The organism is Blautia sp. AM47-4 (assembly GCF_003479865.1).
In the GTDB taxonomy this organism is placed as follows: domain Bacteria; phylum Bacillota; class Clostridia; order Lachnospirales; family Lachnospiraceae; genus Fusicatenibacter; species Fusicatenibacter saccharivorans.
The window spans coordinates 233084-254364 of the sequence record NZ_QUHY01000002.1 but is presented as its reverse complement, the minus strand read 5'-3'; the positions used below and the strand labels follow the sequence as shown (position 1 = coordinate 254364).

Below are 21281 nucleotides of genomic sequence, written 5' to 3'. Positions count from 1 at the left end.
GACATGTCAGACTCCGTGAAAATACCGACTGTGAGTTGAACAAAGGAAAAAGAAAGAGAAGTAAGTAAAGTGCAGACACAGAACTATGAGGAGCAAAAAATATGAAGTTTGAAGATGATGATTTAAAGGACGGTAAACTTTGGGCTGCCCTGCAAAAAGAGATTGACCGTGACCTGGCGGAAAAGGAGAGCGGTGAAACATTCCAGGAAGAACTGGCAGACATCGAAGACTCCATTGAATTTGAAAGCAAAGAAACAAAAAGCGAAGATCACATCCCGGATGAGACTGCAAATTTAAGTAATCTGCGAAGTGTCCTTGAGGCAACTGAGCGTGCAAAAGACGAAGAAGCGAAGCAGAAAATGAAGCAGACCAAAGTGGAGCCTGTGACGCAGGACATCGAGATTCCGGAATTTACAGAAGAGGAAGAAGAAATCGAAGAGACGCCGGCTGAGACAAAACAGAATCGGAACCGGAAGAAGTGATGGTGGATGATGATCTGATCATCAACGATCCATTCGCAGATGAGGATGATCTGCTGGGAGAAGAGAAGACAGAGACCAAGGGTTCGGAGAAAGAAGTGCTTGGTGATCAGGTGGAAGCCGCAATGGAGCGCCTCGTCAGCGACACGGTAGGCCATATCCCAATGCCGGAAATAGACGATGAGGATGATGACTACGACGGTTATGAGGATGATGACGAAGAGTACATTCCGCATGGCGCAAAACCGCAGAAGAAAAAGGGAAAAGGCGGTGCGGTTATCGCCGTTGCAGCCGTTGCTGTTATTGCTGTGGGAGGCTTTTTCTATGGAAGCAAAATGTTCCATTACCAGAATTATTTTTTCAACGGAACAACCATCAACGGAGTAGACTGCTCGGATATGACGGCCAAAGAGGCAGAAACGAAAATCAAAGAGCAGGCTGCAAACTATACCTTAAATGTAAAATTCAAAGACAATGATACGAAGAGTGTCAGCGGAAAAGACATCGACTACACCTACGCCGGAGACGGCAGCGTGGAGAGCGTGTTAAAGAAACAGAACAGTTTCCTCTGGTTCCTGGGAAATGGCGGAAAAGAGAAAGATTCCCAGGTCACCATGCAGTACAGTCAGGAAAAACTGGATGCGGTGATTGATGGATTTGACGAATTCCAGTCCGCAGACGGTGAGAATGCACCGGCCAGCGCCTACATCACCTTCCAGAACAATGAGTTTGAGATTGTGGATGCTGTTATGGGTGAGGGAATGGATCTTACCCTTGCAAAACAGTGCATCGAAAACGCGCTGATCAATGCGGATACCGAAGTGGATCTTGAAAAAGCAGGCGTTTACGACGGAACCTTGGTAACAGCAGATGACGAAACACTGAATGCACAGAAGGATCAGTTAAATGAACTGGTACGCGCAAGCATCACATACAGTATGCCGGATGGAACAACACAGGTTCTTGACGGAAATACCATGAAAGACTGGCTGGCAGTCGATGCGGATGGAAATTATTCCAAAGATGAAAACCAGTGGAATGAAAGAGTAAAAGAATATGTGGCAAATCTTGCGGCAGCGATTGATACCGATGGCAAGGATCACACCTTCCCGGCAACCGGTATCGAAGGCGCGTGACCATCAGCCAGGAAGGCTACGGATGGAAAGTGGATCAGGAGCAGGAGATTGCAAAGATCGCAGAAGAAGTAGATGCTCACGCAGCAGATGCAAGAGAGCCGCAGTATGCGCAGAGAGAGTTTGCTGCTTCCACAGAGAACAACGGTTTCGGCAAGACGTATGTTGAGGTTGATGCCAGCCGTCAGCATATCTGGCTCTACAAAGATGGAAATCTGGTTGTCGACGGTGACTGTGTAACCGGTCTGATGGAGCAGAGCAGCTACACGAAGCCGGGTATCTACACAACCGCAGCAAAAGAAAACCAGAAAAAACTGCACGGAGAGCTTCAGGCAGACGGCAGCTATTCCTGGGAAAGAGATGTGGATTCCTGGATTCCGTTCAACGGAGAGATCGGTTTCTACGATGCTTCCTGGAGAAGCAGTTTCGGCGGAAACCTGTATCTGACTGCAGGATCGACGACAGGATCTGTTGCACTTCCGACTGCAGTGGCACAGGCATTATATGACAATGTCGATGACGGAACACCGGTTATCGTTTATTATTCCGAAGCTTATGAGGTAAGTGAAGATACGCTTACTGTGACACAGGCACCGGAAGCAGATGACGAAAATGTCGATGATACGACGAATACCACGACAGTAACGCCGACGAGAACGCCATCCTACACGTACGATGATTACACGCCGTCAACTCCATCAACCCCATCAACTCCATCAACCCCATCAACTCCATCGACCCCGTCTACGCCGGAACCGACCGCAGCACCGACCGAGATCCCGTCTACGCCGGAGCCGACCGTAGCACCGACCGAGACCCCGTCCACACCGGAACCGACCCAGGAGCCGAGCGCACCGGATCAGGGAGACCATACGGGTGACGATGATTATCCAGGTAAGGGCGAGAGCTGAGAAAAGAAGAAATAGAACATAAAAAATACGCATTCCGTTATCAAAACAGGAATGCGTATTTTTTATGAGAAAGAAACTGTTAAAAATTAATTTTCCGGTACGAACAGTGTGACAAGATCCATCGGGGAAGTGATGGTGTAGTCCGGGTTTTCGGTCTGACCAAAACCGTATGCGGCATGGACAAACGGGATTCCGGCCTCGTGTGTCGCCTTGTAGTCGCCGTCGGTATCGCCGACATAGACCGCGTGCTGCAGATGGTTCTGTTCGATGATTGTACGGATGTTGTCTGCCTTTGCCTTTCCGGTATCGCCAGGACAGAGATGGCCTTTGAAATAGTGACCGAGGCCTGTGGCTTCCAGAAAAACTTCGATATAGCCCGCCTGGCAGTTGCTTACGATATAAAGCGGGTAATGTCTGGAAAGAATAGAAAGTGCATCGACAAGTCCCGGATAAACAGGAGCCGGTGTCGCAAGAAGTGCCTCATGCTCTTTGGCACAGCATGCCTCGATCAGTTCTAACTGGCGCTTCTTTGGATATTCGTGGAAAATGACGGCGGCGATATCCGGGAGCAGGCGGCCGAACAGGCCTTTTAACACGGCTCCGGTGAGGTTTGGTGTCATATCAGTTTCTTTTTCCATAATCTGATTCCATGCGTCGGCAACAACGTCTGTGGAGTCCCACAGGGTGCCGTCCACATCAAAAATAATACTGTCGATCAAAAGAGTTTTTCCTCCATATCTTAAGGGTTTTGGTTATTCTTTTAAAGTATTTATTAATTTTAATCAAAAACACGTGAGAGCGCAATGTTTATTTTGCATTTTGGAGGAAAATGTGGCAAAATAAGAATGATATATTAACAGGAGATTACTATGCAGGACACAATCACAAAGCCATTATTGAAATGGTATGGCGAAAATAAAAGAGTGCTGCCGTGGAGAGAAAAAAAGAACCCGTATGAAATCTGGGTTTCCGAGATTATGCTCCAGCAGACGAGGGTGGAGGCGGTCAAGCCGTTTTATGAGCGGTTTATGCGTGAACTGCCCAATGTCGCAGCACTTGCGGTCTGTCCCGAGGAAAAGCTTTTGAAGCTCTGGGAAGGCCTTGGTTACTATAACCGTGTGCGGAATATGCAGAAGGCCGCACAGAAAATTATGGAAGTGTATGACGGTGTATTTCCGGCAGATTACGAAGCCTTAAAAGGACTTCCGGGAATTGGAAATTACACAGCGGGAGCCGTTGCATCGATCGCGTTTTGCATTCCGGTGCCGGCGGTGGACGGAAATGTGCTTCGTGTGATGGCACGCCTCCGGGAGGACGGTGAGGACATTTTAAAGCAGTCCGTGAAAAACCGCGTGGAAGCGGAATTGACCGAAATCATGCCGGCAGAAGATCCGGGAGCCTTCAATCAGGCGATGATGGATCTCGGCGCAATGGTCTGTCTGCCGAACGGAGCACCAAAATGTGAAGTCTGTCCGCTTTTTGACCAGTGTCTGGCGGGACGGCATCAGACCTGGACGGAATATCCGTTTAAAAAGAGCGCAAAGCCGCGCAGAATCGAAGACAGAACCGTTCTGTTATTTCTGGACGGTGCGCACACAGCAGTGCGGAAACGGCCGAAAAAAGGACTTCTGGCGGGACTTTACGAGTTCCCGAACTTCGATGGCGTGCTCTCCGAACAGGAAGCACTTGAAGAGGCAGAAAAATTCGGCGTGACGCCGCTTCATATTCAGGCATTGCCGCCGTACAAGCACATTTTTTCCCATGTCGAGTGGCATATCACAGGATACGCCATTAAAATTGCAGGAAACGATGTGGAGCAGGAAGGGGAAGAAAAAGCCGGATTGATTTTTGCGGATGCGAAAACCGCGGCTGAAAGATATGCCATTCCGTCTGCGTTTGCGGAATACGCAAAATATACAGATCTGGAACGTGCCTGAAACGGCAGAAGAGCAAAAAAGAGCAGGGAGAAAAAAAGATGAAGATTTTATCAATTGCAGTACCATGCTATAATTCAGAAGCATATATGGAGAAATGTATCGATTCGCTGCTGGTCGGCGGAGAAGAAGTAGAAATTCTGATCGTGGACGATGGTTCCAAGGACGGAACCACAGAGATTGCAGACCGCTATCAGGAAAAATATCCGACGATTGTAAAAGCGATTCATCAGGAAAACAAGGGCCACGGCGGAGCAGTCAACACGGGTGTGGAAAATGCGACGGGTCTGTACTTTAAAGTTGTGGACAGTGATGACTGGGTAAACCCAGAGGCATACCAGAAGATTTTAAATGTTCTGGCAGAAGTCGTACGCGGACCGAAAACACTCGACCTTCTGATCAGTAACTATGTGTATGAAAAAGAGGGCGCCAAGAGAAAACGTGTGATGCGCTATGCGAAATCGCTGCCGGAAGGCCGCTTTTTCGGATGGGATGAGGCGAAAGCTCTCGGCAAAACACATTATCTGCTGATGCATTCGCTGATTTACCGGACTTCTCTTTTAAGAGAGTGCGGCATGAAGCTACCGGAGCACACCTTCTATGTGGATAATCTGGTTGCGTTTATTCCGCTTCCGTACGTCAAAACGATGTATTATCTCGATGTCAATTTCTACCGCTACTTTATTGGAAGAGCCGACCAGTCGGTTAACGAGAAAGTCATGATCGGCAGAATTGACCAGCAGATCCGTGTCAACAAGCTGATGATCGATTACCTTGGTGAACAGAAAGGGCTGTCGAAGTACCTGCGGAAATATATGATCAGCTATCTGACCATTATTATGACGGTTTCTTCCGTGATGATGATGCGCTCCGGAACGGAAGAAAATCTCGAGAAAAAGAACGATCTGTGGAGATACCTGAAGCAGGAGGATGCAGCCGATTACTTCCGCATCCGCCACGGCATTTTCGGAACTGTTATGAGCAGCAAATCAAAACCGGGACAGAAAATTGCAGTCTATGCTTACAAGGTAGCGCAGAAGCTGTATGGATTTAACTAGAAAGTAACGAAGCGGAGGAACGAACAATGCGAGTAGGAATGGGTTACGATGTGCATAAACTGGTGGAAAACCGGAAACTGATTCTGGGCGGTGTGGAAATCCCGTATGAATATGGCCTTCTGGGACATTCCGATGCAGATGTGCTGGTCCATGCCATTATGGATGCGCTTCTCGGCGCTGCAGCACTGCGGGACATCGGACGCCATTTTCCGGACAATGATCCGGCGTATGAGGGCGCAGACAGCATCGAACTGCTGAAAAAAGTGGGTGAGATGCTCGAGGAGCGGATGTATCTGATTGAAAATATCGATGCAACCGTTATTGCACAGAAGCCGAAGCTCCTGCCATACATCGACACGATGGTGAAAAATGTGGCGGAGGCGCTTCATCTCGAAGAGGATCAGGTCAATATCAAGGCAACGACCGAGGAAGGACTTGGCTTTACCGGAAAGAAAGAGGGAATTTCCGCACAGGCGATCTGCTGCATTTCCAAGGCACTCGACCTGATGCCGGACGACCGGATCGCAGGCGGATGCAGCGGCTGCCCAGGATGCGCAAAGAACGCAGAAGAATAAAAGAGAAATGCGATTGCACAAGGCCGGAAGATGTGGTAGACTGGAAGAAGAATAAGGGAGTAGTCGGCGGCATACGTGACGCTATAAGGCCAACAACCGAAGAAAAAGCATTTCTTCTGGCTTTGTATGAAATGACAAGACTTATCTGTATCAACAAATATGGTGCGGATAGGTCTTTTTCTATATAGAAAGAGACCGGTGTACCAGTGGGAACTTATCATAGGAACGCAAAAAAGCGTTTTCAGAAGAAAGGACGGATGGAAATGAAAGAGTATCTGGAAAAAAGTTCGAAGATTCTTGATGAGTTACAGACAACGGAGCAGGGACTTTCCGAGGCGGAAGCTGCGCGGCGGCTTTCCGAACACGGACCGAACCGGCTGGCGGCGGGAAAAAAGAAGAGCAATCTGCAGCGGTTTTTCGAAGAGCTGAAAGACCCGATGATCCTGATCCTGCTCGCCGCAGCGCTGATTTCCGGCATCACATCGGCGTATGAAGGCGAATCGTACGCTGATGTGGTCATTATTCTCACCGTTGTCATCATTAATGCGGTGCTCGGTGTTCTGCAGGAGAGCAAGGCAGAGAAAGCGATTGAAGCTCTGCAGGAGATCGCGGCAGCCACGTCGAAGGTGATGCGCGGCGGGAAAATGGAAGTGAAAAAGAGCGAGGAGCTCGTACCCGGTGATATTGTAATTCTCGAAGCGGGCGATGCTGTTCCGGCGGATGGCCGTATTTTAGAGAGCGCCAGCATGAAAATCGAGGAAGCAGCGCTGACCGGAGAATCTGTCCCGGTCAATAAAACAGCGGATGTTCTGAACGCCGGCGCAGCCAGCGAGGTTCCGCTCGGGGACCGGAAAAACATGGTCTATATGGGAAGCACCGTTGTCTATGGCCGCGGCCGCGCTGTTATCACCGGAACGGGTATGAAAACCGAGATGGGAAAAATCGCCCATGTTCTGACGCAGTCGGCGGATGAGAGCACACCGCTGCAGAAGCGGCTGAACCAGCTCAGCAAAATCTTAAGCGTGATGGTGCTCGCCATCTGTGCCGTGATTTTCGTTGTCGGCATTTTAAAAGAGGGCGTGACGCCGCAGAACATCTTAAATACCTTTATGGTAGCCGTCAGCCTTGCCGTAGCGGCAATTCCGGAAGGACTTGCAGCAGTTGTCACAATCGTGCTTTCCATCGGTGTGACCAAAATGTCAAAGCGGAATGCGGTGATCCGGAAACTGACGGCTGTCGAGACGCTCGGCTGTACGCAGGTGATCTGCTCGGATAAGACAGGAACGCTGACACAGAATAAGATGACCGTGGTAAAACATGAGGGAAGCGATATAAAACGTCTCGTATCCGTCATGGCACTCTGCTCCGATGCGGAGCCGGACGAAAACGGCGAGGCAGTCGGAGAACCGACGGAATGTGCGTTGGTCAACGATGCGCAGAAAGAGGGATGCCCGAAGAAGAGCCTGTCCGTCCAGTATCCGCGTGTCGGGGAAGCGCCGTTTGATTCGATGCGGAAACGCATGACAACGATCCACCGCGCAAACGACGGAACGTATTTTTCCTGCACAAAAGGCGCACCGGATGAGATTCTGAAGCGGTGTACCTCCGTTTGGCGTGACGGCAGAAAACAGCCGATGACAGAAGCATTCCGGCAGGAAATCCTGTCGCAGAACAAGGCGATGGCAGACCAGGCACTCCGCGTGCTGGCGGCAGCAGGAAGAGCGTGGAACCAGATGCCGTCCTCCCAGGAGCCGGACTTTCTGGAGCAGGATCTCTGCTTTTTAGGACTTTGCGGTATGATTGATCCGGTGCGGCCGGAAGTAGTCGATGCGATCCGGGAATGCCGCGGGGCAGGCATCCGTCCGGTGATGATTACGGGTGACCACAAAGACACAGCGGTTGCTATTGCAAAAGAGCTGGGTATTCTGGAGGCGGGCTGGAAAGCGGTAACGGGAGCCGAGATTGACCAGTTAAGCGACGAGGAGCTTGAACGGAGAATCGAGGAATATGCTGTTTACGCACGCGTCCAGCCGGAGCATAAAGTGCGGATTGTCGATGCGTGGAAGCGGAAAGGCAGAATCACCGCGATGACAGGAGACGGAGTCAACGATGCGCCGTCGATCAAGCGTGCGGATATCGGCATCGGAATGGGCATCACGGGAACGGATGTGACGAAAAACGTGGCAGATATGGTGCTCGCGGACGACAACTTTGCGACGATCATCGCGGCGGTTGAGGAAGGAAGACGAATCTACGATAATATCCGCAAGGCAATTCAGTTCCTTCTGGCATCGAACCTTGCCGAGGTGCTGTCGATTTTCTGCGCGACGCTGATGGGCTTTACGATTTTAAATCCGGTGCATCTGCTCTGGATCAACCTGATTACGGACTGCTTCCCGGCGCTGGCGCTCGGTATGGAGGACGGTGAGGCAGACATCATGAAACGCCCGCCGAGAAATGCGGATGACGGTATTTTCGCGGACGGCCTCGGCTTTGATGTTGCGTTTCAGGGCATCGTGATTACGGTGCTGACGCTGGCGTCCTACTTCATCGGCCACTATCTGGAAGCCGGCCGCTGGGAAATCGTCAACAGCCCGGACGGCATGTCGATGGCGTTTCTGACACTCTCTATGGTGGAAATTTTCCATTCCTTCAATATGAGATCACGGAAAGGTTCTATTTTCCACATGAAGCATCAGAACAAGTATCTGTGGGGCGCGATGGCACTCTCATTTGTCCTCACATCCGCCGTGATTTACATCCCGGTACTGTCGAGTGCGTTCGGTTTTGAGCGGATCAGCGCGTTGGAATATGATGTGGCGATCGGCCTTGGACTGCTTGTCATTCCGGCGGTCGAAATCAGCAAGTGGATCCGGCGGAAATTTGCTTGACAAACGAGAAAAATTTGCATAAACTAGAACAAACGGAAACAGAAAAAGGCTTGGAACGGAAAAAGTAGAAAATCAGAATTGTTTCACAGAGAATGGCAGACAAATGGGGCTGGAAGCTGCCTGAAACGAGGGTTTTTGAAGTGCGTCCGGAAGCTGGCCGGGTGAAGCGGAAAAAGTGGGTAGTCCGGCACGGGTCCTGCACGTTATGCAGAAGAAAAGAAGAGGGCAGGTGTGCCCTTAAAGTAAAGTGGAACCACGGAGCTATTTCGTCTTTATCGGAGATGAAACAGCTCCGTTTTTGAATATTGCCCTTCGGGCAAAAAAGGTGGTAAGAAATAAAAATCTGAAAAAGTCCTGGCAGGAGGCAAGGAGAGGAAAGATGAGTTTTTTCGCGTATTTTAAAGAGGAATTTCAGGTGATTCAGGAGCGGGATCCGGCGATACATTCTCCCATGGAAGTCTTGCTGTATCCTTCATTTCGTGTTATGCTGAAGTACAGACGGGCGCACAAGCTATATCTGAAAGGCCATTACTTTCTGGCCAGGTGGATTTCACAGCGGGCAGCGAGAAAAACCGGTATCGAAATCCATCCGGGTGCGACGATCGGAAAGGGATTGTTTATTGATCATGGTTCTGGTGTGATTATCGGAGAAACAGCCATTATCGGAGACAACGTGACGCTGTATCAGGGCGTGACGCTTGGCGGTAATGGTAAGGAGACCGGGAAACGTCATCCGACGCTGAAGGACAATGTTATGGTCAGCGCCGGTGCGAAGATCATCGGATCGTTTACGATCGGGGAAAACTCCAAAATCGGAGCCGGATCGGTTGTGATCGAGGAGGTTCCGCCGAACTGTACCGTCGTCGGCGTGCCGGGGCACATTGTGAAGCAGAATGATGTGCGGATTCCGAGAAAAAGCATGGATCACATTCATCTGCCGGACCCGATTTTCGAGGATATCAAAGTACTGCAGCAGGAGAATACGGAGCTTACGAACCGTGTGCTCGAGCTGGAGGGCGAGCTGCGTCAGATGAGGAAAAAAGAAAGGACAGAACAGAAGTGACGGAAGTGGGCAAAGAGACAGAAAACGAGGAGCTTTTTCCAGAGGCGGTTTTCGGGGAGAAGGATTATCTTTCGGAGGTATTCGGACTGGAACAGCATGACATCCGCATGTATTCGCCGCTTACGCTGGCCTACATCGGGGATGCTGCGTATGAGATCGTCATCCGCACGATTCTGGTGCGGAAAGCAAATATGCAGGTCAACAAGCTGCACCGCCATGCGGCAGGGCTTGTAAAGGCGGAGAAACAGTCGGCGATGATTGAAATTCTGGAGCCGCTGTTTACCGAAGAGGAAAAACAGATTTATAAAAGAGGCAGAAATGCGAAATCCTATACCAAGGCAAAAAATGCGTCCACGATCGACTACCGCCGGGCAACCGGGTTTGAGGCCGTGATGGGGTATCTGTACCTGAAAGGGGATTACAAGCGGATGATCGACCTGATCCGGGCAGGACTTGGCGAAGTGTGAGAGCAGATAAGATTCAGAAAATAAAAAAGAAGCGGCAGGGCAGTGGGGCTTTTGAAAAAGCAAAAGTTCCCACTGCTTTTGGGACCGCGGAACAGGAATGATATGAGAGAAAACAACAGAAACGACAAGAGAAACTTTGAGAGAAGAGACGGAAAAAAACGTGACTTTAAGGGGAAACGAGATTACCGTGACAGAGACAGAAAACAGGAAGTACAGCAGGCGGATGAGGAGTTTACAGGCGGCATGGTAGAGGGAAGAAACGCTGTCATCGAGGCGTTCCGCTCCGGCAAGACCGTGGACAAGCTGTTCGTCCTTGCAAGCAGCCAGGACGGCCCGATCCGCACGATCATCCGTGAGGCGAAAAAACACGATACCATCATCAATTATGTAGAAAAAGAACGTCTTGACGAGCTGTCCACCACCGGAAAGCATCAGGGTGTCATTGCACAGGTGGCTTCCTACAGTTATGCAACCGTTGAGGACATCCTCGCGCGCGCAGAGGAGAAAGGAGAGCCGCCATTTATCCTTCTGCTGGACGGCATTGAGGATCCGCATAACCTCGGTGCGATCATCCGTACCGCAAACCTGGCAGGCGCACATGGTGTCATCGTGCCGAAGCACCGCGCAGTCGGCCTGACAGCAACCGTTGCCAAAACGTCGGCAGGTGCATTAAATTACACACCGGTGGCAAAGGTGACGAATCTGGTGCAGACCATGGAAATGCTGAAGGAAAAGGGCATCTGGTTTGTCTGCGCGGACATGAACGGACAGAGAATGTATGATCTCGACCTCAAGGGACCGATCGGCCTTGTAATCGGAAATGAGGGAGAGGGTGTCAGCCGTCTGGTGAGAGAAAACTGCGACTTCACAGCCACAATTCCGATGAAAGGCGATATCGACTCTCTGAACGCTTCCGTGGCAGCCGGCGTGCTCGCTTATGAGATTGTAAGACAGAGAAGCTGCTAGAAATTGCGGAAAATCACATTACGCTCCGGCGGAAGAAAGATGAAGGATACAAGAGATATGATGGTGAAAGATTACGATACCTGTACGGATGAGGAGCTGATTGCGCGTCTGCGGGCAGGAGAACGCGAGATTACCGATTATCTGATCGACAAATACAAATCGCTGGTGCGGACCAGGGCGAGGGCGCTGTACCTGGTGGGCGGAGATCACGAGGATCTGATCCAGGAGGGCATGCTCGGACTTTTTAAGGCAGTGCGTGACTACAAACCGGGGAAGGAGGCATCGTTTGCCACCTTCGCCGGCCTGTGCATCGACCGTCAGATGTATTCGGCAGTGGCATCGTCCCAGCGCCAGAAGCATCAGCCGCTGAACAGCTTCGTCTCGTTAAGTGAACCGGTTTCCGAGCAGGAGCTGCGCCTGGTGGACGAGGAGACACCGGAGGAGATCATGATCAGCCGGGAAAACGTAATCGGCATGCATGAGCGGATCAAAGAACGGCTCAGCAAATTTGAGTACCAGGTGCTGGAATTGTATCTGAAAGGGTACGATTATACGCAGATTGCGGAAAAACTTGGAAAGCAGCCGAAGGCAATCGACAATGCACTGCAGAGAATCCGCAGTAAAGTGCGGGAGGTCTGTTCGTGAGATGGGAAAACGACCGAAAAAATTACGGCGAATTGTCAAAAGCGCAGGAAAATCTGTGAACAAATAAAAATTTTCAAATTTGTAGAAAAAACTGTTGACAATTCACTATAGTTTTGATAGAATACCAAATGTAGCAAGGAGCTAACAAAAAAACAAAACAACTTGCGAATGCTGATGTGGCTCAGTCGGTAGAGCGTCGCCTTGGTAAGGCGGAGGTCACGGGTTCGATTCCCGTCATCAGCTTACTTAAGAAAGATCCCGGGAAACCGGGATTTTTTCATTATATAAAAACAACGGGAGACAGATCGGAAAAAACGAGGTGAAAAGAATGGAGTCAAAACGTAAGGTACTGCAGAAGCTGTTCCTTTCCACGCTGTATCTGAGCGCGTTTACGTTCGGAGGCGGGTATGTGATTGTGACGCTGATGAAGAAAAAGTTCGTGGATGAGTACCACTGGATTGAGGAAAATGAGATGCTGGACCTGGTAGCGATTGCACAGTCGTCGCCGGGGCCGATTGCGGTAAACGGAGCGATTGTCGTCGGGTATAAGCTGGCGGGGATGATTGGTGTGCTGGTTTCGATTATTGGAACGATTATTCCGCCGTTTCTGATTATCTCTGTGATTTCGGTCTGCTATCAGGCGTTCCGGGATAATTTTTTCGTGAGCCAGATGCTCGAAGGAATGCAGGCAGGCGTCGGAGCCGTGATTGCATCCGTGACGTATGAGATGGGAGCCGGGGTTGTGAAAGAAAAAGATCCGCTGTCGCTGGTGATTCTTGTCTGTGCGTTTGCAGCAGCCTGTTTTTTCAAGGTCAACGTGATTTATATTGTACTGGTCTGCGGTGCCATCGGTGCGGTGCGGACGATTCTGGCGAAACGGAGGGGTGCGAAATGATTTATTTTCAGCTATTTTTAAGCTTTTTCCAGATCGGCCTGCTCAGCTTCGGCGGAGGCTATGCGGCCATGCCGCTGATTCAGGGACAGGTGGTGCAGGGACACGGCTGGCTTTCGATGTCGGAGTTTACGGATCTTATCACCATCTCTCAGATGACACCGGGGCCGATCGCAGTCAATTCGGCAACCTTCGTCGGAATTAAAATCGCAGGCATCCCAGGAGCGCTCGTGGCAACGTTTGGATGTATTCTGCCGTCGTGTATTCTCGTCACACTGCTTGCGAAGCTATATTTAAAATACCGCGAAATGGCAATGCTCCAGGGAATCCTCCACTCCCTCCGCCCGGCGGTTGTGGCGATGATCGGTTCCGCAGGGATTTCAATTCTGGTCACGGCGTTTTGGAGTAGTGAAGGAGATACCGTGATCCGGCTGGCGCAGACGAACTGGAGTCTTGTCGTGATCTTTATCATCAGCCTCATTCTGCTGCAGAAAGGCAAAAAGAACCCAATCTTTGTGATGGTACTGGCCGGGGTGATGAAGGTGGCAGTGGCGCTGGTGGAAAAATTTGCGGCATGCTGTGGGACGATTTTTTAAATTCAAAGGTGAATGCTTTTCAGGACGTATTAAACTCAAGAATATATATCGATAAAACAGGATTGCTGGAATACACCAACAGTGTGATTGACACAACATCGAAGTTTATCTGCAACAGCCGCCCCAGAAGATTTGGAAAATCGATCACAGCGGATATGATGACTGCGTACTACAGCAGAAGTCTGGATACAGAAGAAATGTTTGAAAAGCTTAATATTGGTCAGGCGGCAAATCAGAAAATACAGGATGAATATCAAACAGCAGATTCTTAATAGGGAAGGTAAACATAGTGTTATACATTATTTTTGATTTTATAATGGCAGTAATTATGTTTATGTCACTTCCTTTTATTGTTGGAATAATGGTAGATATCCGCCATCAGGGAATTGGGTGCTTTGCGGCATGGGTAATATGGGGAGTTATGCTTATCTTATCGTTGAGGCTGTTTGATGCTCTGAAATTAAGATGTCAAAAAAAGCCAGAAAAAAGATAAAAAGGATCTTTCTTTCTAAACATGAATCGTGTATAATAAGCATTACTGTTCGGGGCCTGCCTGGAGAAATCCAGAAAGGCTCCGATTTATGTCATTTATTTTATACAGCAAGAAAAGGGGGAAACCATGCAGAAACACAGAAAATTTATTGGGAACAAACGGTTTTACCTGATGGTACTTGGCGTTGCGATGCCGATTATGATTCAGAACGGTATCACCAACTTTGTCAGTCTTCTCGACAACATCATGGTAGGACAGGTCGGTACCGAGCAGATGTCCGGCGTTGCAATTGTCAACCAGCTTCTTTTTATCTATAACCTTTGCATTTTCGGAGGGGTATCCGGTGCAGGAATTTTCACTGCGCAGTATTTCGGACAGGGCAACGACGAGGGTGTGCGAAACACCTTCCGCTTCAAGCTCTGGATCGGCGTGATCCTGACGGCAGCGGCAATCACTATTTTCCTTGGTGCGCACGAGCCTCTGATTCGTCTCTACCTGACAGGAGATCAGGGAAGCCAGGACATGAATGCGACATTAGCCTATGGCATTTCTTATATGAAGGTCATGCTGGTAGGACTTCCGCCGTTCCTGTTTGTGCAGCTTTATGCCAGCACGCTGCGCGAATGCGGCGAGACGATGCTTCCGATGAAGGCCGGTATCACAGCCGTATTTGTCAATCTGATTTTTAATTATATTTTAATCTACGGAAAATTCGGCGCACCGCAGCTCGGAGTTGTCGGCGCGGCAGTTGCAACGGTGCTGTCCCGTTACGTGGAGATGGCGATCGTGCTGATCCGCACGCACGGAAACAAAGAAAAATATCGTTTTACGAAGCATCTGTACCGCACGATCCGTGTTCCGGCGGCTTTGACGAAACAGATCCTTATCAAAGGAACACCGCTGATGCTGAACGAAACGTTCTGGGCAGGCGGCGTTGCGATCCTGATGCAGTGTTACTCCGTGCGTGGACTGAATGTCGTAGCCGCGATGAATATCTCCAACACGATCTCGAACCTGTTCAACGTCGTTTTCATCGCACTCGGCGATTCCGTTGCCATCATCGTCGGACAGCTCCTCGGAGCCGGAAGGATGGAAGAGGCAAAGGATACCGATACGAAGCTGATCACGTTTTCCGTATTACTCTGCATTGTGATCGGCGCGCTGATGGCGCTCGTGGCTCCAATCTTCCCACGCCTCTACAACACGACGGACGAAGTACGCCACATGGCGGCAATCTTCATCGTGGAAGTGGCCATGTTCATGCCGGTCAATGCATTCCTGCATGCAAGCTACTTTACCCTGCGCTCCGGTGGAAAAACGATCATCACGTTCCTGTTCGACAGCGTCTTCATCTGGGTTGTCAGTGTGCCGGTGGCTTTCTGCCTGAGCCGTTTTACCGGACTTTCGATCTACGCAATCTACTTTATGGTTATGTCGGTTGACCTGATCAAGTGCGTGATTGGATTTGTCCTTGTCAAGAAAGGAGTCTGGCTGCAGAATATTGTGGCGGAGTAAAGAAAAAAATCTGTCTGTTTTCCAGTCTGAAAAGGATGGGAGGCGGGCAGATTTTTTGCTTTATAAAAAACTTTGTTGAATTTTACTGTAAAGCAAAAAAAGCCCTCCGGGCAGGATCGGACTGCGGCTGAGAGAAAGAAAAAGAGTATTTTTGATAAAATTTCGCAAATGAAGCAGCTGTTTTTGGTGGAAAAGTGGAAATTTTTTCATTAATCAAAACACCGGTTGAAATTTAGAGAACGCTTGTTATAATAGGGGTGCAGCGAACAGACATCCCGTGTGACGCGTGAATCTCTCTTCCTATTATTAATGAGACGCAGTCACACATGAAATGGAGGAAAAAAGCGATGGATTACGCAAAAGAATCATTAAAGATGCACTATGAATTACGCGGAAAGCTTGAGGTCACTTCCCGGGCGGCCGTAGATACAAAAGATGCCTTGAGTCTTGCCTATACACCGGGTGTGGCGGCGCCGTGCCTGGAAATTCAGAAAGATGTCAACAAGAGCTACGAGCTGACCAGAAGATGGAACACGGTAGCTGTTGTTACAGATGGAACCGCAGTTCTCGGACTTGGAGATATCGGCCCGGAGGCCGGCATGCCGGTCATGGAAGGAAAATGCGTGCTGTTTAAAGAATTCGGTGGTGTCGATGCAATCCCGCTCTGCGTGCGCAGCAGGATGTGGATGATATTGTCAATACCGTGCGTCTTCTCGCAGGAAGCTTCGGCGGTGTCAACCTGGAGGACATCTCCGCACCGAGATGTTTTGAGATCGAGAAGAAATTAAAGGAATGCTGTGATATTCCGATTTTCCACGATGATCAGCATGGAACAGCCGTGATCACACTGGCCGGTGTCATCAATGCGCTGAAACTGGTTGGAAAGAAACTGGATGAAGTCAAAATTGTTACCTCAGGAGCCGGTGCAGCCGGAATCGCCATTATCCGCCTGCTGATTTCGATGGGTCTCAAAAACGTCATCATGACAGACCGCAAAGGTGCGATTTACGAGGGACGCGACGGCCTCAACCCGATCAAAGAGGAGATGGCGAAGATCACAAACTACAACCATGAGAAGGGCACGCTTGCAGAGGTAATCAAAGGAGCCGATATTTTTATTGGCGTTTCTGCGCCGGGTACGCTCACTCCCGATATGGTACGTACGATGGCAAAAGAGCCGATCATCTTTGCCTGCGCAAATCCGACGCCGGAGATTTTCCCGGACGAGGCGAAAGCAGCAGGAGCAGCCGTTGTCAGCACAGGAAGAAGCGATTACCCGAACCAGGTCAACAACGTACTCTGCTTCCCGGGCATCTTCCGCGGAGCGCTCGATGTGAGAGCATCTGATATCAACGATGAAATGAAGGTCGCAGCAGCTTACGCAATCGCAGGCCTGGTAAGCGATGAAGAGCTGAACGCAGACTACATCCTCCCGGCAGCCTTTGATCCGCGTGTCAAAGATGCGGTGGCAGCAGCCGTTGCAGAGGCAGCAAGAAAGAGCGGCGTAGCGAGAATCTAAACAGAGTTTGATACAAAAGAAAACGACAGAAAAAGGCTTCCCGGACAGCAAGGAAATCCGGGAAGCCTTTTTGCGTATCGTTAAGAAATTATGAAGGAAAGCAGCAGTTACATTCAGCCAGCCAGATCGTCTTCTGCCGGCAGTTCCGGTCCGGTCAGAGCGTACGGATCGAGAATGTCGTCGAGCTGTTTCTGTGTCAGCAGTTCGTCTTTCAGAACCAGAGAAGTAACACTCTCGCCCGTCTTCAGCGATTTCTTTGCAATCGAGGCCGCTTTCTGGTATCCGATATACGGGCAGAGCGCCGTTGTGATGCCGACACTCTTCGAAACGAGATCCTCGCATCGTTTCTCATTTGCGGTAATGCCGAGAATACAGTTCTTCACAAGCGTATTCACAGCGCCTGTCATCGAGGTGATGGAAGAGAACAGGGAGTAGAAGACAACCGGCTCAAACGCGTTCAACTCCATCTGGCCAGCCTCAGCCGCCATCGTGATTGTGGTGTCGTTTCCGATGACATGGAAGGCAACCTGTGTCACAACCTCCGGGATAACCGGGTTGATCTTGCCCGGCATAATCGAGGATCCGTTCTGCATCGGCGGCAGGTTGATCTCGCCGAATCCGGTCCGCGGTCCGCTGGACAGCAGGCGCAGGTCGTTGCACATCTTGGAGAGGTTGACGGCGCAGGTCTTTAACGTGTTGGAGATCGTCACAAATCCGTCGAGGTTCTCCGTCGCGTCAAACAGATCGTCCGCCTGCATCAGCGGATAGCCTGTCACAGCAGCGAGGGTCGGTACGATGTGGTGGAGATAGTAATCGGAAGCATTGATCGTCGTACCGATGGCTGTTCCGCCGAGGTTCAGGGTGAACAGCTCTTTTCTGGCGCATTCGATCCGGCGGATATCACGCTCGATCATCGTTGCGTAAGCGTGGAAGCTCTGGCCGAGACGCATCGGAACAGCGTCCTCAAGCTGGGTTCTTCCCATCTTTAAAATGTGGTCAAATTCCTGGGACTTATCGAGCAGTGCTGCGTGGAGTGACTCGAGCGCATGCAGAAGATCCGGGAGCAGATCGAGCACGGTCAGTTTTCCTGCACTTGGGATAACGTCGTTTGTGGACTGTGCCATGTTGACGTGGTCATTCGGGTGGACAATGGTATAATCACCCTTGGCGCCGCCCAGGATTTCGATGGCGCGGTTTGCGATGACTTCGTTTGCGTTCATATTAGCACTCGTTCCGGCGCCGCCCTGGATGCCGTCAACGATGAACTGGTCTTTTAATTTGCCGGCAATGATTTCATCACAGGCATAGATAATGGCAGCCGCTTTTTCCTCCGGCAGTCTCTGTGCTTCGCGGTTGGAGATGGCAGCTGCCTTTTTAATTTTCGCCAGATTCTGGATCATGACCGGGTGGATCGGCGTTCCCGTGATGGGGAAATTCCGTTTTGCCCGCAGGGACTGTACCCCGTAGTAGGCGTCGGAGGGGACTTCAAGGGAACCAATGGAATCTGCTTCAATTCTTGTTTTCATAATAATCTCCTTCTTTCTGCACGCATTGAGTTGTGTATATTGTCTGAAACAATTCTTGCTTTGCCTTTCGATACCGGAAGAATAACACCAGGGCAGAAATTTGTAAATACCGCCGCCGAAGAACTGTGGAATTTTATTTATTTTTGCATTTGATTTTAAATACCAAGGGAAAGAGGCACTTTTACTTATTTTTCGAAAGCAGTTTCCGCGAGGACACGTTTTCGTAGACAAAAAACGGCGAACGTGATATGCTGAACAGTATAAAAGTGAAAAAACAGGAGAGCAGCGTATGAAACATGAAAAAAGCAAGAACGATGCGATGCGCCATGAGCTCGATCACATCGATGCAAAAATCCTGAATCTTCTTCGGGAAAACGCCAGGATGCCGCTGAAAGAAATCGCGGAACACGTATTTTTATCCTCCCCGGCAGTTTCCGCCAGAATTGAGCGGCTGGAGAAGGAAGGCTACATTACAGGATATCAGGTCAAATTAAATCCGGCGCTTTTGGGATATCCGATCAAAGCGTTCATCAACTCGAGGTTGAGCCGGTTCAGAAAAAAGAATTTTATCCCTATATTGAAAAGGTCCACAATGTCGTGGAATGTAATTGCGTTACCGGTGATTACTCCATGCTCATTGAGGGCCTTTTTGTTAGTACCATTGAGCTCGACCAGTTTATCGGCGAGCTGCAGCATTTTGGACGGACGCGGACGCAGATCGTGTTCTCGACCTCCGTGGAGCACCGCCAGGTGACCGCACACGAGGCAGAAGAATAGGCACCGGTCCGCTCCGGCGGCTTTGTGTACCGAAAAAAATGCTTTGCAGGAGAATGCTTTTGTGTTATAGTGATAGAATACACAGAGCATTTTGCGCCCTTTTCGGGGCAGTGCTCCAAACGAAAAGATTCGAGGGAGGCCTGACCTTATTATGGAAGAAAAAGAAGTTGTTTCCAAAAATTTTATCGAGCTTGCGATTGACAAAGATCTGGCAGAGGGCGTTTACGACCATGTCTGCACACGATTCCCGCCGGAGCCAAACGGCTATCTTCATATCGGACATGCAAAATCCATCCTGTTAAACTACGGTTTATCACAGGAGTACAACGGAGAGTTCCACATGCGTTTCGATGATACAAACCCGACGAAAGAGAAAACCGAGTTTGTTGATTCCATCAAAGCCGATATCCAGTGGCTTGGTGCAGACTGGAAAGATCATCTGTACTACGCATCCGATTATTTCCCACAGATGTATGAGGCAGCCGTAAAACTGATCAAAAAAGGAAAAGCATTCGTCTGCGATCTGTCCGCAGAGGAGATCCGTGAGTACCGCGGAACCTTAACCGAGCCTGGAAAAGAGAGCCCGTACCGCAATCGTTCCGTAGAGGAAAACCTGGACCTGTTCGAGCGCATGAAAAACGGCGAATTCGAGGACGGAAGCAAAGTACTCCGTGCGAAAATCGATATGGCATCACCGAACATCAACATGAGAGACCCGGTTATCTACCGTGTAGCCCATATGCATCACCACAGAACCGGCGATACCTGGTGCATCTACCCGATGTACGACTTCGCGCATCCGATCGAGGACGCCATCGAAGGCATTACCCATTCTATCTGTACGCTGGAGTTTGAGGACCACCGTCCGCTGTACGACTGGGTTGTACGCGAGCTGGAATATCCGATGCCGCCGCGCCAGATTGAGTTTGCAAAGCTGTATCTGACTAACGTGGTTACCGGAAAACGTTACATCAAAAAGCTGGTAGAGGACGGCGTGGTAGACGGCTGGGATGACCCGCGTCTCGTATCCATCGCAGCACTCCGCCGCAGAGGCTTTACACCGGAGTCCATCAAGAAATTCGTAGATCTGTGCGGTGTATCAAAAGCAAACAGCTCCGTTGACTATGCGATGCTGGAGTACTGCATCCGCGAGGATCTGAAGCTGAAAAAAGCCCGTACCATGGCAGTCTTAAATCCGGTGAAACTTGTCATCGACAACTATCCGGAAGACCAGATTGAGATGCTGGAAGTACAGAATAACCTCGAGAATCCGGAGCTTGGCAGCCGTCAGGTACCGTTCGGAAGAGAACTGTACATCGAGCGCGAAGACTTCATGGAGGAGCCGGTCCGCAAATACTTCCGTATGTTCCCGGGCAATGAAGTCCGCCTGATGAACGCATACTTCGTCACCTGCACCGGATGCGAGAAAGACGAGAACGGAAATATTACCGTAATCCATGGAACGTACGATCCGGAGTCCAAGGGAGGAAATTCCCCGGACGGAAGAAAAGTAAAAGGAACAATCCACTGGGTAGCAGCAAAGACCGCCGTCAAAGCAGAGTGCCGTCTGTACGAAAACCTGATCGACGAGGAGAAGGGCGTTTACAACGAGGATGGTTCCATGAACCTGAATCCGAATTCCCTGACCGTATTAAAAGAGTGCTATCTGGAGCCGTCTTTAAAAGATGCGAAAGCATATGACAGCTTCCAGTTTGTCAGAAACGGATTCTTCTGTGTAGACGCAAAAGATTCCAAAGAGGATGCGCTGGTGTTCAACCGTATCGTATCCCTGAAGAGCTCTTTCAAGCTACCGGCAGCGAAATAAATAAGAATTTTGAAAT

Annotated in this window: 18 protein-coding genes, 1 tRNA gene, 2 pseudogenes and 1 other annotated feature; of the genes and pseudogenes, 19 read left to right on the top strand and 2 right to left on the bottom strand. The window is 49.9% G+C overall.

What is annotated here, in order from left to right; genetic code table 11:
• Positions 1–101 precede the first annotated feature (101 nt).
• Genes DW965_RS02605 through DW965_RS02595 form a run of 3 tightly spaced genes read left to right on the top strand, consistent with a single transcriptional unit; the run spans position 102 to position 2523 of the window.
• Entirely contained in the window at positions 102–482 is a 381-nt protein-coding gene (locus tag DW965_RS02605) for a hypothetical protein (protein ID WP_119197977.1), read from the top strand.
• On the top strand, positions 482–1615 hold the full coding sequence (locus tag DW965_RS02600; protein WP_119197976.1) for a peptidoglycan binding domain-containing protein: 1134 nt from the start codon (positions 482–484) through the stop codon (positions 1613–1615). The genes DW965_RS02605 and DW965_RS02600 overlap by 1 nt, the downstream gene beginning before the upstream one ends.
• Positions 1612–2523 carry a L,D-transpeptidase gene (locus tag DW965_RS02595; RefSeq protein ID WP_119197975.1) on the top strand — a complete coding sequence of 304 codons (912 nt, stop codon included), beginning with the start codon at positions 1612–1614 and terminating at the stop codon, positions 2521–2523. Before DW965_RS02600 ends, DW965_RS02595 begins: the two co-directional genes overlap by 4 nt.
• An 86-nt stretch (positions 2524–2609) precedes the next feature.
• Here DW965_RS02595 and DW965_RS02590 read toward each other — a convergent pair whose 3' ends face one another.
• Positions 2610–3242: an HAD family hydrolase gene (locus tag DW965_RS02590; RefSeq protein WP_179965887.1), complete on the bottom strand. Its 633-nt coding sequence runs from the start codon at positions 3240–3242 to the stop codon at positions 2610–2612.
• A gap of 150 nt (positions 3243–3392) precedes the next feature.
• On the opposite strand from DW965_RS02590, the gene mutY reads away from it, so the two are divergent.
• From mutY to DW965_RS02510, 14 genes and pseudogenes are all read left to right on the top strand, one after another.
• Positions 3393–4460, top strand: a complete 1068-nt coding sequence (mutY, locus tag DW965_RS02585; RefSeq protein WP_118659412.1) for an A/G-specific adenine glycosylase — start codon at positions 3393–3395, stop codon at positions 4458–4460.
• A 38-nt stretch (positions 4461–4498) separates the two neighbouring features.
• Positions 4499–5515 carry a glycosyltransferase family 2 protein gene (locus DW965_RS02580; protein ID WP_055227139.1) on the top strand — a complete coding sequence of 339 codons (1017 nt, stop codon included), beginning with the start codon at positions 4499–4501 and terminating at the stop codon, positions 5513–5515.
• A gap of 26 nt (positions 5516–5541) precedes the next feature.
• Positions 5542–6090 (top strand): 2-C-methyl-D-erythritol 2,4-cyclodiphosphate synthase, encoded by a 549-nt coding sequence (ispF, locus tag DW965_RS02575; RefSeq protein ID WP_022463066.1) that lies wholly within the window; start codon positions 5542–5544, stop codon positions 6088–6090.
• Positions 6091–6353: 263 nt separating this feature from the next.
• Positions 6354–8981, top strand: coding sequence for a cation-translocating P-type ATPase (locus DW965_RS02565; protein WP_119197982.1), 2628 nt, complete (start codon positions 6354–6356; stop codon positions 8979–8981).
• Positions 8982–9023: 42 nt separating this feature from the next.
• Positions 9024–9258: a binding site (T-box leader), on the top strand.
• A gap of 102 nt (positions 9259–9360) precedes the next feature.
• Positions 9361–10044, top strand: a complete 684-nt coding sequence (gene epsC / locus DW965_RS02560; RefSeq protein WP_055227154.1) for a serine O-acetyltransferase EpsC — start codon at positions 9361–9363, stop codon at positions 10042–10044.
• Between the two features lie 107 nt (positions 10045–10151).
• The gene (locus tag DW965_RS02555) at positions 10152–10511 is read left to right on the top strand and encodes a Mini-ribonuclease 3 (protein ID WP_055221333.1); all 360 of its coding nucleotides are present in this window, start codon (positions 10152–10154) and stop codon (positions 10509–10511) included.
• Positions 10512–10754: 243 nt separating this feature from the next.
• Positions 10755–11477: a 23S rRNA (guanosine(2251)-2'-O)-methyltransferase RlmB gene (gene rlmB, locus DW965_RS02550; RefSeq protein ID WP_055221331.1), complete on the top strand. Its 723-nt coding sequence runs from the start codon at positions 10755–10757 to the stop codon at positions 11475–11477.
• A 39-nt stretch (positions 11478–11516) separates the two neighbouring features.
• A complete protein-coding gene (sigH, locus tag DW965_RS02545) occupies positions 11517–12122 on the top strand; it encodes an RNA polymerase sporulation sigma factor SigH (RefSeq protein ID WP_226906387.1) in 606 nt (201 codons plus the stop codon).
• Positions 12123–12292: 170 nt separating this feature from the next.
• A tRNA-Thr gene (locus tag DW965_RS02540) sits at positions 12293–12365 on the top strand.
• An 85-nt stretch (positions 12366–12450) separates the two neighbouring features.
• Positions 12451–13017, top strand: a complete 567-nt coding sequence (locus DW965_RS02535; protein ID WP_117804329.1) for a chromate transporter — start codon at positions 12451–12453, stop codon at positions 13015–13017.
• Complete coding sequence (locus DW965_RS02530) at positions 13014–13610, top strand: chromate transporter (protein WP_022463074.1); 597 nt, start codon at positions 13014–13016, stop codon at positions 13608–13610. The genes DW965_RS02535 and DW965_RS02530 overlap by 4 nt, the downstream gene beginning before the upstream one ends.
• A complete protein-coding gene (locus tag DW965_RS02525) occupies positions 13589–13882 on the top strand; it encodes an AAA family ATPase (RefSeq protein ID WP_022463075.1) in 294 nt (97 codons plus the stop codon). Before DW965_RS02530 ends, DW965_RS02525 begins: the two co-directional genes overlap by 22 nt.
• A gap of 347 nt (positions 13883–14229) precedes the next feature.
• Positions 14230–15618 (top strand): MATE family efflux transporter, encoded by a 1389-nt coding sequence (locus DW965_RS02515; RefSeq protein ID WP_022463076.1) that lies wholly within the window; start codon positions 14230–14232, stop codon positions 15616–15618.
• A 347-nt stretch (positions 15619–15965) separates the two neighbouring features.
• Positions 15966–17137: pseudogene (locus DW965_RS02510) on the top strand (NAD(P)-dependent malic enzyme).
• Between the two features lie 113 nt (positions 17138–17250).
• Here the strand turns inward: DW965_RS02510 and DW965_RS02505 are convergent.
• The gene (locus DW965_RS02505) at positions 17251–18663 is read right to left on the bottom strand and encodes an aspartate ammonia-lyase (protein ID WP_119197973.1); all 1413 of its coding nucleotides are present in this window, start codon (positions 18661–18663) and stop codon (positions 17251–17253) included.
• Positions 18664–18982: 319 nt separating this feature from the next.
• Here DW965_RS02505 and DW965_RS02500 point away from each other — a divergent pair.
• Positions 18983–19440 (top strand): annotated as a pseudogene (locus tag DW965_RS02500) (Lrp/AsnC family transcriptional regulator).
• Between the two features lie 151 nt (positions 19441–19591).
• Positions 19592–21265, top strand: coding sequence for a glutamine--tRNA ligase/YqeY domain fusion protein (locus tag DW965_RS02495; protein ID WP_022463080.1), 1674 nt, complete (start codon positions 19592–19594; stop codon positions 21263–21265).
• Positions 21266–21281 lie beyond the last annotated feature (16 nt).